Origin of the sequence: Caulobacter rhizosphaerae (assembly GCF_010977555.1) — a bacterium.
Classification (GTDB): domain Bacteria; phylum Pseudomonadota; class Alphaproteobacteria; order Caulobacterales; family Caulobacteraceae; genus Caulobacter; species Caulobacter rhizosphaerae.
On the sequence record NZ_CP048815.1, the window covers coordinates 4,317,074 to 4,330,233 of the forward strand.

Sequence of the window (13,160 nt, forward strand, 5' to 3'; positions counted from 1 at the left end):
GCCGAACTGATCGAAGGCTTAAAGCGGCTGAGTCCGGACGTCCGGACCTCGACTCTGCTTCTAGCGCGATCGAATGGGGGGATGGCGGAGACGGAGGGATTCGAACCCTCGATACCCTTTTGGGGTATGCCGCTTTAGCAAAGCGGTGCCTTCAGCCTCTCGGCCACGTCTCCTCCTGAGAGGGAGCGGTTCGATAGCCTGTTCGCGGCGGCATGACAACGCGCTGTCTCGAAAAATCCGCGTTAACGCGAAGCTCAGACCGCGAGGCTAGGTTGAACCCTGTTCTACAAGGGGTCTGAGCTTCATGTCGTCTGCTATCGCACATACGGAACTCGAGGCGGCCATCGCGACGGACGGCTCGACGGCGTCCGGTGTCGTGATCGGCAACGACCTGGCCGAGGCCAAGGGCCGGCGCGGTCCGTTCCGGCCGGGACGCCTGGTTCCGGCCCGGGCCCGGATGCAGGTGCGCAGCCTGTCGCGGCTGTTCCGCGTGGTCGACGGCCTGGCCTTCGCCGCCGTCACCGCCGCCGCGATCGCCATCGCCCGCGCCGCGCCCGAGGACTATGCGCCGCTGGTCCTGGGCGCCCTGGCCCTGCTGCCCGCCCTCTACATGCTGGAGGCTTACACCTTCCACCGCCGCGAGACCCTGGGCCGCCAGGCCCTGCGGGTGTCGGCCGCGTTCGGCGCCGCCGCGGTGGTCGTGGCGCTGGCGACCCTGGTCTTCGGACGAGGCCAGGCGGACGTCGCCCTGGCGGCCGGCTGGGCCGTGGCGCTGGCCGTGACCACCGCCGGGCTGCATGTGGCCTGGTGGCGCGTCGTCGACCACGGCCGTCGCGAAGGCCGCCTGACGCCGAACGTCGTGGTGGTGGGCGCGACCGCCAACGCCGAACACTTCATCCGCGCCGCCCTGGCCACCGGCGACGTCAACGTGCTGGGCGTGTTCGACGACCGCGCCGACCGCGCCCCGCCCCAGGTGCTGGGCGTGCCGGTCCTGGGCGACACCGGCGCCCTGATCGGCCACCGCATCATGCCCTTCGTCGACCGGGTGATCATCGCGGTGAGCGCCACCGCCCAGGCCCGCGTCGACCAACTGGTCGAGCGCCTGGAAGTGCTGCCCAACCCGGTCAGCCTGTTCGTCGACCTGAACCGCGACGCCCAGCGCAACGCCTCCCTGGCCCACTTCGTGGACCTGTCGGGCGCGGCCACCGACGCCCGCCGGGCCTTCGTCAAGCGCGCCCAGGACCTGGTGATCGGCTCGCTGGGCCTGCTGGTCGCCGCGCCGGTGATGCTGCTGGTCGCCGTGGCCATCAAGCTGGACACCCCCGGCCCGGTGTTCTTCCGCCAGCGTCGCCACGGCTTCAACAACGAGGCGATCCTGGTCTGGAAGTTCCGCTCGATGCGCCACGAGGCCGCCGACGCCAAGGCGGCCCGCCAGGTCACCGCCGGGGACGACCGCGTCACCAAGGTCGGCCGGTTCATCCGCAAGACCAGCCTGGACGAGCTGCCCCAGCTGTTCAACGTGCTGCGCGGCGAGATGTCGATGGTCGGCCCCCGCCCCCACGCCATCGGCATGAAGAGCGGCGACGTGGAGTCCGAGACCCTGGTCGCCCGCTACGCCCACCGCCATCGCATGAAGCCCGGCGTCACCGGTTGGGCGGCGATCAACGGCTCGCGCGGGCCGGTCGACACCGCCGAGCAGGTGCAGGAGCGCGTGGCCCTGGACATCGAATATATCGAGCGTCAGTCGTTCTGGCTTGATCTCTACATCATCGCCATGACTATCCCCTGCCTGCTTGGGGACCGGTCGGCTGTGCGCTGAGGACCAAACATGTTCTGGCGTGGCGTACTCGGATATCTGCCGGTCAATATCGCCCAGGGCGTGGTTGGCCTGCTCACCATCGTCCTGTTCACCCGTGTCCTGACGCCCGAGCAGTACGGGGTCTACGCCCTGGCCTTCTCGGTCCTGAGCCTGACCCAGACCATCCTGCTGACCTGGACGGAGGCGGCGATGGCCCGTTTCCACGCCCGCCAGGACGCCGACGGCCGCCTGCCTGATCACTTCGCCACCCTCTACCGCCTGTGGTTCGGCCTGGCGCTGGTCGCGCCGATCGTCGCCGCCGGCGTGCTGCGCTTCGCACCGCTGTCAGCCCCGATGAAGGTGGCCGTCGCCGCCGCCTTCGCCGGTGCGGTGGTCAAGAGCCTGGCCAAGCTGTCGCAGGAACGCCGCCGCGCGGCCGGCGAGGTGTCGGGCGCGGCCCTGCTGGACATCGTCCAGACCGTGGGCGGCTTCGTGCTGGGCCTGGTCCTGGCCCTGGTCGGGCTGGGGGGCGCGGCGCCGCTGCTGGGCATGGGGGCCATCTCGCTGCTGTGCCTGGTGTTCGTGCTGCCGGCCGAGCTGCGTCGCTCCACGGGCGGCCGCTATGATCCGGCCATGGCCAAGGCCTACGCCGCCTATGGCGTGCCGGTGGCGTTGTCGCTGGTCCTGGCCCTGGTGTTGTCGACCACCGACCGCTTCCTGCTGGCCGCCTTCCTGAACGAGCAGGCGGTGGGCGTCTATCACGCCGGCTATTCCCTGGGCTCGCGGACCCTGGACGTGGTGTTCATCTGGCTGGGCATGGCCGGCGGACCGGCCCTGGTCGCGGCGCTGGAGCGCGGCGGCCACCCCGCCCTGAAGGACGCCGCCCACGAGCAGGCCGGCTTCATGGTGCTGCTGACCCTGCCCGCCGCCGTCGGCCTGGCCCTGGTCGGCCGGCCGCTGGCCCAGGTGATGGTCGGCCCCGATCTCAGCGCCGGCGCCGGCCACGTCGTGCCGTGGATCGCCGTCGCCGGCTGGCTGTCAGGCGTGACCACCTACTACCTGCTGCAGGCCTTCACCCTGGGCCGGAAGACCCTGATGCTGATCGGCTGCATGGCCATTCCGGCCGGGGCCAACGTGATCCTGAACCTGGCCCTTATTCCGCGCTTCGGCCTGGACGGCGCCCTGTGGTCGACCGCCGCCAGCTATGGCGTCGGCGCGGTCGGCGCGGCGCTCCTGGGCCGCCGGGCCTGCCCCCTGCCCGTGCCATGGGCGGCCCTGACCCGGTGCGGCCTGGCCTGCGCCCTGATGGCCGCCGCCGTGCTGGCCGTGCCGGCCTTCGGCGGCGTGGTCGAGTTGATCCTGAAGGCCTGCGCCGGCGCCGTGGTCTACGGCGTCGCGGCGCTGGCGCTCGACGCGGGCGGCGTGCGCGGCCGGGCCCTGGACATCCTGCAACGGCGATTGAAGCCCGCATGACCGTCGTGACCGAAACCCTGACCGACAACGCCGCCTGGGCCGCCTTGGACCAAAAGGACGCCGCGCCACGCCTGTCGGTGTTGATCCCCACCTATCGCGACGACCCCAGCGCCCTGCTCAAGGCCTTGGACGAACCCGGCGCCGACGCCGAGATCGTGTTGCTGGACGACGGCGGCGGCGACGCGGCCCTGACCCGGCGCATGGCGGCGCGCATCGAGAAACTGAAGTTGCCGGCCCGGCTGATCGCCCTGTCGTCCAACGAGGGCCGCGCCAAGGGCCGCAACCGCCTGGCCCGCCACGCCCGGGGGCGCCACCTGCTGTTCCTCGACAGCGACATGCTGCCCGATCCGATCGGCTTCCTCGCCCGCTGGGCGGCCGTCGCCGCGGACGATACACCCGTCGCCTTCGGCGGCTTCACCCTGGACCAGACCCCGCGCCGCCCCGAGCACGAGCTGCACCGGGCCATGGCGCTGAAGAGCGACTGCACCCCGGCCCCGGAGCGGGCCAAGGAACCGGAAAAGCACGTCTTCACCTCCAACCTGCTGGTCCGCCGCGACGTCTTTGAAACCATCGGATTCGACGAAGGCTTCGCCGGCTGGGGTTGGGAGGACGTCGAGTGGGCCATGCGCGTGGCCCAGCGCCATCCGATCCTGCACATCGACAATTCGGCCACCCATCTGGGCCTCGACACCGCCGCGACCCTGGCCGCCAAGTACGAGCAGTCGGCCGGCAACTTCGCCCGGGTGGTGGCCGCGCACCGCGACGTGGTCAGCGCCTATCCCAGCTACAAGGTCGCCACGAAACTGAAGGCCTTGCCGCTGCGCCACGCGTGGCGGCCAATGCTGAAGACCTTCGCCCTCAACGAGGCGGCCCCGACGCCGCTTCGCGCCCTCGCCCTGCGGCTCTACCGCGCCGCGCTCTATTCGGACGCCGTCTGATGCAGATCTCTCACGAGAAAGTCGACGCCTACGAGCCCGACCGCAGCCTGAAGGGCAAGGTCCGCCGCCGGCTGATCCGCCTGGCTCACCGCCGTCCGGCCCGGGTGAAGCTGGAGCGGCCGATGGTGTCGTTCAGCTTCGACGACGCCCCGGCCACCGCCTGCGAGGCCGGGGCCCAGGTGCTGGAGGCCCGTGGCCTGCGCGGCACCTACTATTTCGCCGCCGGCCTGACCGGGCGCGACGGGCCGATGGGCCGCTTCGCCACCGGGGACGACGCCGCCCGCCTGCACGCCGCGGGCCACGAGATCGCCTGCCACACCTTCTCGCACCTGGACTGCGGCCAGGCCTCGCAAGCCGAGACCCTGGCCGACATCGACCTCAACGCCCGGCATCTGGCCGCGTGGGGAACGGGCGCGCCCGTCAGCTTCGCCTATCCCTATGGCGATGTCGCCGCGCCGGCCAAGACGGCGTTGGCCGGGCGCTTCAAGACCCTGCGCGCCCTGCACCATGGCCTGGTCGCCAACGGCGCCGACCTCAATCAGGCGCCGGCCGTCGGCATTGAGGGCGCGGACGGCGAGCAGGTGGCGCTGGACTGGCTGGACAAGGCCCACCGGCGCAAGGCCTGGCTGATCCTCTACACCCACGACGTCTCGCCCCAGCCGTCGCAATGGGGCTGCACGACCGCGGCCCTGGAGCGGCTGGTCGACGGCGCGCTGACGGCGGGCTTCGACGTGGTGACGGTGGCCGAAGGCGCGCGGCGGATCGGGCTGTAGCCCGTCTCAGTCCGACTCCTTCGCCGTACCGCCCATCGTCGCGAAGCCGTGCGCCTCGGCCAGGCTGGCCTGACCCGCCGCGATGCGCGCCGATGGATTGGGACGCGGCTCGGCGACCTTGGTCAGGGTGTTGCGGTCGACGTGGCGGAACGGCGCGGTGCGGCCGCGCACCTGGAGCATGGTGGTGGACACGTACGACCAGCCGCCGTCGGCGTCGAAGCGCACCTCCAGCTCATAGGAATCCGTCCGAAACGCCCATTCCAGGAAGTCGGCCGAACAGATCCCGTAGCCGGGACCGCCCCGCTCGGCCCGGACGACCAGGCCGGCGCCGTCCGGCGTGGCGCGGCCGCTGGCCAGGGCCACCTGTCCGCGCGGAATGGCCAGGGTCTGCATGATCAGGCCGGTGGCCGGTTCCCAGAGCCAGTAGCCGACCTGGTCGTGGAACGTGGTGTCCTCGTCCGACGCGACGATATGGACGTGGTAGCGCAGGCCGTAGAGCAGTTGCGGTCCGTTCGCCTGGGGGTCGATCGGCTGGATCTCGATGCGTTCGAGATAGTCGCGCCGCTCGGGCCCGTCGGCCTTCGGGTTCAGGTCGACGCCCTTGCGCCCTTCCCAGACCCCGGCCAGCGGCCGCAGCGGGCCCAGATTGGCCAGGGTGTCCGGATCCACGTCCTCGGGTTCGCTGAAGATGTCTTCGGGGAAATCGATCATCGGGTCCTCGGGCCAAGCTCGGGCATTGCCTCTAGCGGCAAGGCCTTCGGCGTCAAGCCCAGGTCGGGGCGGAAAGCGCCTAGGCCATCCACCACAGCGCCAGCGCCACCATGGCCGGCAGGGTCTGGACCAGCAGGATCGAGCGCTTGACGGTCAGGCCGCCCCACACGCCGGCCACGGCCACGCAGGCCAGGCCGTAGAAGGCGAACGCCTTGGCCGTCACGTCGTCGGGCCAGAACAGGCCCAGCGCCAGGGCCGCGACCAGGAAGCCGTTGTAGCAGCCCTGGTTCGACAGCGCCGGCTTGACGATCGCCGCCGCCTGGTCGGTCAGGCCGAACACCCGCTTGCCCCGGGTGTCGAACAGCACCGTCTCCAGCAGGACGATATAGACATGGATCAGGGCGACGATCCCGGTGACGATCTGGGCGGCCAGCAGCATGGGTTGTCCCTCCAAAGGTGGGAGTGAGACCCGGTTCGTCCCCCAAAGCAACGCTTAGGCCTGGATCTCGCGGTCCGGGAAGGCCAGCTTGGCGGCGAAGGCCACGAACAGCACCCAGCGGAAATCGTTGTAGACCACCGCGATGCTCTCGGTCAGCGACACCAGGCTGTAGACGACCAGGAACGGGAAGGCCAACAGCGCGCCGCGGTCACGGAAGACGGCGATCACCGCCAGGGTCATGGTCTGCAGGTAGAACAGCCCCCAGGCGATCAGGCCCACCAGCCCCAGGCCCAGCCACTGCTCCAGCCAGCTGTTGTGGGCGTGCTGGGCCTGGAAGCCGGCGTTCTTGCTGATCCAGGCGAACGGCCCCCAGCCGCTCTTGTCGCCCCATACCGCGGAGTAGCCATAGCCCTGCCAGGGACGGTCCTCGATCTCGCGCATCACCGCGCTCCAGATCTTGGTGCGGCCGGTCAAGGTGGCGTCCTTGCCGAGGATGGCGAAGAACACGTCGGCGGCGAACAGGGAAAAGGCGATCAGCAGGACGACGCCGGTCACCCCCGCCCAGGTGGCCGCCGTGCCGACGGCCGGGCCGCGGCGAGCCACCAGCACGAAGCCGACGGCCCCCGCGCCCAACACCAGCGAGACCAAGGAGGTCTTGGAGGTCGACATCAGCACCAGCACCACCGCCAGCCCCGCAAAGGTCCACCACAGCCGGGCGCGCCTGGGGTTGAGCAGGGCCGCCGCCGACAGGATGCAGAAGCCGAAGGCCATGAGGCCGCCCAGGCCGTTCTTCTCGCGCCACAGGCCGCGCCAGGCGCCGGGGAACAGCTCGGTCATCACCCCGATGCGCGGCACGGCCAGGCAGACGACGAAGCAGGCGACGATCAGCACCGCGAAGGCCGCGCCCACCACCTCGGCCAGCTGCGGCCAGCGGAACCGCGCCGCCAGGGCCACGCCGCCCAGGGTGGTGCAGACCAGGGCGAAGCAGCGCCGCACCGTCTGGTCGGGATTCACCGACCAGAACATCGAGGCGACGGCCACCACCATCAGGGCCACCAGGAACGGCTGGCGGATCACCACTCGCAGGGTCGCGCCCGGCCGCAAGGCGATCAGGGCGAAACCGGCGGCGTAGGCGGGCAGATAGCCGACCCGCAGGATGGCCGAGCCCGCCTCGGTGGCGTTCTCGCCGACCGCCGGCAGTTCCCAGCCGCCGCTGAAGACCAGCAAGGCGAAGACGGCCAGGCCAAACAGCGCGATCTGCGAGAACATCAGCCGGGCGGGCGCGACGGGCGCCGCGCCGCGCACGACGCTCACGGCCCAGTCCTCACGGTAGAGCCCTCACGGCAGGATGGCCTTCAGGAACTTCGGCGGCTGGACCGAGGCCTGGTTGAAGAACACGCCGGCGGTGCGTCCGCCCGCCGAGGCCAGGGCGTCGCGCAGCAGGCCCGGCGGCCGCACGTCGGGCTGCTGGGCGCTGACCACCAGCACCGTCTGGTCCATGTGCTGGGCCAGGGTCAGGGCGGCCTGGGAGCGATCGGCCGACGGGCTGTCGACCACGATGATCTCGGCGTGACGGCGCAGGGCCGCCCAGTATTCGACGCCGGGCAGGATGTGCGCCTTCTGGCGGCCGCGCAGGGCCTCGCGGTTGAAGCGGGTCACCCAGAAGCGCGGTCCGCCCACGCTGTGGGCCGTCAGGTACTTGGCGTCGGGCCAGACGCCGCCGTCCGGCTTGGGGGCCGGCGGCTGGACGGTGAAGAAGGCCGAGCCGTCGGGCGAGGCCGGCGTCCCGCCGCCCAGCTGGCCATAGCGCTCGGGGTCGGCGGCGATGGCTTGGTATTGCGGCGAGGTGACTAGGTCCACGTCGATCAGCCAGGTCTTGCGGCCGGCCCGCTTGGCGGCGAAGCGGGCGAATTCGCGGGCGGCGGTCGAGGTCCCCTCCCCGCGTCGGGCGGCGACGAACTGGATGACGTGCGCGCGGCCGGGCGCAGGGGCGCCCAGGGACCCCCACAGCTCCGCCATCTCGACGTTCAAATCCACCATTCGCCGAATCGCCGCGCGTTGAAGTCCGTTTACCTTAAGGGCCAAACGCGCTCGCGCGAAAGGCGACGAAAGCGCTCAGGGTTGTAAGCCTCAGCGCTTGTAGTTGGCCGTGGCCAGCACGGGCAGGCCCAGGGTGCGCGAGGCGGACGCCGGGGTCTGCAGGCCGGGCCGCAGCAGCATGCGCACCAGGCCGGCGCAGGCGGCGGTGAAGGCCGCGAACAGGAAGGCCAGCACCATGACCGGCTTCTTCAGGCTCTTGCCGGTCGACGGGGCCACGGCGCGCTGGACGATGCGGATGTTGTCGCTGCCCTCGGCCGACATCTGCCGCTGGGCCTGGTCCTGCTGTTCCTTGACCGTGAAGTCCTTGACGTTCGACGACAGCACGTCGCGGTCGCGCGACAGCTGGTTGAAGGTGGGCTCCAGCTCGGAGAGCCGCAGCAGGCGCTGGTTCACGTCCTGGATCTGCTGGGTGTAGGCGTTCAGCGACTGCTGGAGCGCGGCGACCTCGGCGGTCAGGTCGTTCCGGGTGGACTGCAGGGTCTGCCAGATCGGGTTGGGGCCGCTGCGGCGCGCGCCCTCGCCGTTGGTGCGGCCCGACGACACGCCCTGCTGCAGCTGGGCGATCTGGGCGTCGATGTCGCGGACCGGCTGGGCGTCGGGACGATAGCGGGACAGCAGGCCCTCGCGGTCCAGCTTGAGCTGGGCCAGCTTGCTGGACGCCGACATGTCGCTGTCGCGGTACAGCACCATGTCAGTGGGGGTCCTGGCCAGCTCGGCCACGACCGCGGCCAGCCGGCCCTTGCGGTCCTGGAGCTGGGCCTCGGTGGCGTATTTCTGCGACTCGGCCTGGGCCTGCAGCTGGGTCAGGGCGGTCTTCTGGGCGGTGAAGTCGCCGATGTCGTTGCCCGACAGGAAGGCCTGGTAGGCCGCGTCGGTCTGGGCCAGCTTTTCGGTGAACAGCTCGCGCTGGCGCTCCAACCCGTTGTCGTCGCCGCCGATCAGCAGGTTGCGGCGATAGATCAGATATTCCTCGAGCAGGGTGTTGAGCACCTTCTCGGCGACTTCCGGATCCTCGTTGGAATAGGACAGCCGAATGATCGAGTTGTCGGGGGCGGTCTCGATCTTCAGGTTGCGGGCCAGGCCCTCGCGGCCCTCGGCCATCAGCTTGCGCTTCGCCTCGGGCGAGGCGACGGCGTATTTGGCGGCGCTGCCGGGAAAGACCCGGCCGAAGCCGACCTTGCGGATCACCCGCTCGCGCAGCTCGCCGCTGCCCAGGATTTCCGATTCCGACTGGATCACCTGATCGACGTCGGGCACCGCGCCGCGGGCGGCGTCACCGGCTCGTGGCTCGTAGACATATTCCTGGCCCAGGCGGACGAACAGGCTGGCGCTGGCGCTGTAGGTCTTCTTCATCGTGGTGGCGAACGCCAGGCCCACCAGGAAGATGGCCAGGAACACCCCCAGCATCAGCCAGCGCTCGCGCCACAGCAGGGTGACGAAGTCGGTCGGCGCATAGCGGGCGCGCGCCGACCAGTCGCTGCGCGACGGCGGGTCATGCGGCACACTGCTCCAGGCGCTCGTCGTCGACATGCGAATCCGATGGGTTCAATCTCAGTCTCACCCTGGCCGGAGCGCGCTTAAGGAGTCGTTACCCATTCCTGTTAAGACTTGTCGCATGCACAGGCGCACCATCCTTTCGGCGGCTTTCGCCCTGCCCTTCGCGGCCACCGGGCTCTCGCTCGGCCTGGCCGGCTGCGGCCACGTGGACCGCGAGCCGATCACCCCCACGGCCCGTCCGACGGCCACTTTTTCCGATATCGGCTATGCCGACTGGTCGGATCAGGAGCCCGACTACCGGTTCTATCCGGGCGACGAGCTTGAGGTCACCGTGCCCTCGGCGGCCGAGCTGAACAAGTCCGTGGTGGTCCAGCCGGACGGCCGCGTCGCTTTGCCGCTGATCGCGCCGGTCATGGCGGCCGACCGGACGATCGGCGAACTGGAGGCGGCGATCACCCAGGCCTATTCCAGCCAGCTGCTGCGGCCGCAGGTGCAGGTGTCGATCAAGTCGACGGCGCCGCTGAAGGTGTTCGTCGGGGGCGAGGTCGGCAATCCGGGCGCCTTCGACATGGCCGGCGACAGCGACGCGCTGCGGGCCGTCATCCAGGCCGGCGGGTTCAAGACCTCGGCCAAGCGCACGTCGGTGGTGATCATTCGTCGCGGCCCCAACGGCCGGGCCATGCTGCGGACGGCGAACCTGCTGTCGGGGATGACCGGCGGCCGGGCGGACCTGGTGCCGCTGCGCCGGTTCGACGTGGTCTATGTGCCGCGCAGCGGGGTGTCCGAAGCGGGCCTGTTCATGCAGCAGTACTTCCGCGACCTGCTGCCGATCAGCTTCAGCTACGCGATCAACGGCTTCAGCGGAAACTGAAGCCGCCGCCCCGCGCTGGGGGTCGACGGCTGAACCTCAGGTTCAGCCGTGGGCCAGCCATTCGCGCGCCTGGCGCTGGGCTTCGGCGACGTCCTCGCTGGCCATCTCCTGCGAGATTTCCTTGCGATAGACCTTGGCTTCGACCGAACCGCGCATGGCGGCCAGGTTGAACAGCATGTGGGCCGACACGTAGTCCAGCGGCGCGCCGCCCTGGCCGGTCGAATAGAGCATGCCCATGCGGAACAGCTCGTCGCCCGAGGCGTCGGCGGTCGGCAGCGGAATCCCGTGGATCGCGGCCGGCGGTTCGATACTCATCATCATGGCTTCAATTCCCCTTCCCAGCCCGCCTCGCCCCTCCGGCTCCGCTTGGCTCGAGAACAGAAAAGTCCATCGCCACTGAACATATAGTTAAAGGCGGCGACATCATGAATCTTAGCCGAGAATACATGAATCGTTTAGAGACATTACGTCGCATTCATGGGTGTTACTGAATGTAAACTGCCGTATACAGCACGTTAACGGGCGCGCTGGCCAAACAGCACCTTTCGGGCTTCTTCCTGAGCTTTTCCGGGCGCTTGCAGGCCCTGGCGGCGCAATTCGGCGCCCAGCTTGAAGCCCCGCTCGACGGCGTCGCGGGCGCCCATGCGCTCGAACCAGGCCTTCAGGTGCGGAAACTCGTCCAGAATGATGCCCTGGTTTTTCCACGGCACAACCCATCCCCAGCAGGCGAAATCGGCGATGGACAATTGGCCGCAGATGAAATCCCGCCCGTCCAGCCGCTTGTTCAGCACGCCGTACAGCCGGTGGGTCTCGTTGGTGTAGCGGATGGCGCCATAGGCGATCTGGCGCTGGTCACTGACGATGGCGGCGGCGTACTGGCGGAAATGATGGGTCTGGCCGGCCATGGGGCCCAGGCCGCCCATCTGCCACATCAGCCACTGGTCGATCTCGACCCGCTCGCGCTCGCTGGTCCCATAGAACCGCCCCGTCTTGCGGCCCAGATACTGCAGGATGGCCCCGGACTCGAACACCGAGATCGGCTGGCCGTCGGGACCGTCGGGATCGACGATGGCCGGCATCCGGTTGTTAGGGCTTATGGCCAGGAAGTCCGGCTTGAACTGCTCGCCCGCCCCGATGTTCACCAGGATCATCGTGTAGGGCAGGCCCATCTCCTCCAGGGCGATGGAGATCTTCCAGCCATTGGGCGTGGGCCAGTAGTACAGTTCGATCGGACGGCTCATCCAGACGCTCCCTGACGCGCGACGACCTGAGGCAAGCCTTGCCAAAGGCAGGTTTTGTTTGACCACCAACATGGTCCCGTGGAGCGCCATCGCCAAGCCCACCCACGCTCCAGCCTGACGGCGCCGTTCAGATCAGGTTCAGCCGCCGAGGCGGAAGCTGTCTTCAAGGTCGAGGGATCAGGCGGTTTGAACAGCCGCCGACCGAAGTAAGGAGACGTCGGATATGAAGCGCCTGTTGCTCACCATCGCCGCCGTGGCCGCCGTCGCCGGGCCGATGGCCGCCGCCGCGAGCGACGCGTCCGCCCAGGATCACGGCCGCTGGGGCCATCGCGACGAGCGCGGAGACCGCGGCGATCGCGGCGGCCGCCATGATGGACGCCATGACGGCCGCTGGGACGATCGCGGCGGACGCTGGGACGGCCGCCACGACAACGGCCGTCACAACGGCTGGGACCGTGGCGATCGCTGGGATGGCCGGGACCGTTGGGACGGCCGCCGCTACAACGGCTACTATTACAACAACCGCTGGAGCTATGGCGCGCCGCCGGCCCATTACTATGGTCACCCCGGCTATCGCCCCGGCTACAACGCCTGGCGCCGCGGCGGCTACCTGCCGCCCTATTATCGCGGCAACGGCTATGTCATCCACGACTACGGATACTATCGCCTGCGCCCGCCGCCCCGCGGTTACTACTGGTACCGCGCCGGTAACGACTATGTCCTGGCGGCGATCGCCACCGGACTGATCTTCGACATCATCAACAACTAGGCGATGTCGACCTGAAGCGTCTGGCGACGTTTTCCAAAACTCTTGGTAAGCGTCGCCATTCGCCACATCCTGGCCGCGTATGCGGCGAAATCGCCCGATTGGCGAGTTATTCCCACCGCATTCCCAGGTCAGCGTGGCGGCCGTGTCACTTTCCGACGCGACAGTAACGAGACGCTTCCATGACCAAGCTCCGCCTCACGGCCGCCGTCGCTGCACTGACCCTCGCCGGCTATGCCGGGTCGGCCCTGGCTCAGCAAACCGCGCCCACCGACCCGACCGCGCAGACCACCCAAAGCGCGCCCTCCTCGTCCACGACCTCGCCGTCCTACGGCACGGACCCGGCGGCCACCCCGGCCCAGGATCCGGCGGCTGACGCCAGCGCCAGCGGCACGCCCAGCTCCGCCACGGCTTCGGACACCTCGACCGACGCCTCGACCCCCGCCGCCGACGCCAAGTCCGAGAAGAAGGCCAAGAAGCACCACAAGCCGGCCGGCTCCGAAACCGACCCGTCCGCCAGCTCGACCACGGACACGCCCAAGCCGTAAGGCCG

At 69.6% G+C, this 13,160-nt stretch carries 14 protein-coding genes and 1 tRNA gene; 7 read left to right on the plus strand and 8 right to left on the minus strand.

Annotated elements, in window-relative coordinates; translation table 11 throughout:
* Nucleotides 1-82: 82 nt before the first annotated feature.
* Nucleotides 83-173, minus strand: a tRNA-Ser gene (locus tag G3M57_RS19615).
* 131 nt (nt 174-304) lie between these two features.
* Between G3M57_RS19615 and hfsE the strand changes: the two genes are divergently transcribed.
* Genes hfsE through hfsH form a run of 4 tightly spaced genes read left to right on the plus strand, consistent with a single transcriptional unit; the run spans nt 305 to nt 4,982 of the window.
* Complete coding sequence (gene hfsE, locus G3M57_RS19620; protein ID WP_056760401.1) at nt 305-1,819, plus strand: polysaccharide biosynthesis protein HfsE; 1,515 nt, start codon at nt 305-307, stop codon at nt 1,817-1,819.
* Between the two features lie 9 nt (nt 1,820-1,828).
* Complete coding sequence (gene hfsF, locus G3M57_RS19625) at nt 1,829-3,271, plus strand: polysaccharide biosynthesis protein HfsF (RefSeq protein ID WP_056760404.1); 1,443 nt, start codon at nt 1,829-1,831, stop codon at nt 3,269-3,271.
* Nucleotides 3,268-4,209 carry a polysaccharide biosynthesis protein HfsG gene (gene hfsG, locus G3M57_RS19630; protein ID WP_056760406.1) on the plus strand — a complete coding sequence of 314 codons (942 nt, stop codon included), beginning with the start codon at nt 3,268-3,270 and terminating at the stop codon, nt 4,207-4,209. Before hfsF ends, hfsG begins: the two co-directional genes overlap by 4 nt.
* Nucleotides 4,209-4,982, plus strand: coding sequence for an oligosaccharide deacetylase HfsH (gene hfsH / locus G3M57_RS19635; protein WP_056760409.1), 774 nt, complete (start codon nt 4,209-4,211; stop codon nt 4,980-4,982). The genes hfsG and hfsH overlap by 1 nt, the downstream gene beginning before the upstream one ends.
* A 6-nt stretch (nt 4,983-4,988) precedes the next feature.
* On the opposite strand, the gene G3M57_RS19640 is transcribed toward hfsH, so the two are convergent.
* From G3M57_RS19640 to G3M57_RS19660, 5 genes are all read right to left on the minus strand, one after another.
* Nucleotides 4,989-5,693, minus strand: a complete 705-nt coding sequence (locus tag G3M57_RS19640; protein WP_056760412.1) for an FABP family protein — start codon at nt 5,691-5,693, stop codon at nt 4,989-4,991.
* 79 nt (nt 5,694-5,772) lie between these two features.
* The gene (locus G3M57_RS19645) at nt 5,773-6,132 is read right to left on the minus strand and encodes a DUF1304 domain-containing protein (RefSeq protein WP_056760414.1); all 360 of its coding nucleotides are present in this window, start codon (nt 6,130-6,132) and stop codon (nt 5,773-5,775) included.
* 54 nt (nt 6,133-6,186) lie between these two features.
* On the minus strand, nt 6,187-7,401 hold the full coding sequence (locus G3M57_RS19650) for an O-antigen ligase family protein (RefSeq protein ID WP_056760537.1): 1,215 nt from the start codon (nt 7,399-7,401) through the stop codon (nt 6,187-6,189).
* Nucleotides 7,402-7,470: 69 nt separating this feature from the next.
* Nucleotides 7,471-8,172, minus strand: coding sequence for a CpsD/CapB family tyrosine-protein kinase (locus G3M57_RS19655; RefSeq protein WP_163232508.1), 702 nt, complete (start codon nt 8,170-8,172; stop codon nt 7,471-7,473).
* A 90-nt stretch (nt 8,173-8,262) separates the two neighbouring features.
* On the minus strand, nt 8,263-9,762 hold the full coding sequence (locus G3M57_RS19660) for a GumC family protein (RefSeq protein WP_056760422.1): 1,500 nt from the start codon (nt 9,760-9,762) through the stop codon (nt 8,263-8,265).
* An 85-nt stretch (nt 9,763-9,847) separates the two neighbouring features.
* Between G3M57_RS19660 and G3M57_RS19665 the strand changes: the two genes are divergently transcribed.
* Nucleotides 9,848-10,600, plus strand: coding sequence for a polysaccharide biosynthesis/export family protein (locus G3M57_RS19665; protein ID WP_057184682.1), 753 nt, complete (start codon nt 9,848-9,850; stop codon nt 10,598-10,600).
* Between the two features lie 42 nt (nt 10,601-10,642).
* On the opposite strand, the gene G3M57_RS19670 is transcribed toward G3M57_RS19665, so the two are convergent.
* Both G3M57_RS19670 and G3M57_RS19675 read right to left on the minus strand, forming a co-directional pair.
* A complete protein-coding gene (locus G3M57_RS19670; protein ID WP_035081619.1) occupies nt 10,643-10,921 on the minus strand; it encodes a sel1 repeat family protein in 279 nt (92 codons plus the stop codon).
* A 194-nt stretch (nt 10,922-11,115) separates the two neighbouring features.
* Nucleotides 11,116-11,841: a glutathione S-transferase N-terminal domain-containing protein gene (locus G3M57_RS19675; protein WP_163232510.1), complete on the minus strand. Its 726-nt coding sequence runs from the start codon at nt 11,839-11,841 to the stop codon at nt 11,116-11,118.
* 223 nt (nt 11,842-12,064) lie between these two features.
* Here G3M57_RS19675 and G3M57_RS19680 point away from each other — a divergent pair, with 223 nt between their 5' ends.
* Both G3M57_RS19680 and G3M57_RS19685 read left to right on the plus strand, forming a co-directional pair.
* The gene (locus G3M57_RS19680) at nt 12,065-12,610 is read left to right on the plus strand and encodes an RcnB family protein (RefSeq protein ID WP_163232512.1); all 546 of its coding nucleotides are present in this window, start codon (nt 12,065-12,067) and stop codon (nt 12,608-12,610) included.
* Nucleotides 12,611-12,789: 179 nt separating this feature from the next.
* Nucleotides 12,790-13,155: a proteophosphoglycan 5 gene (locus G3M57_RS19685; protein WP_163232515.1), complete on the plus strand. Its 366-nt coding sequence runs from the start codon at nt 12,790-12,792 to the stop codon at nt 13,153-13,155.
* Nucleotides 13,156-13,160: the final 5 nt, after the last annotated feature.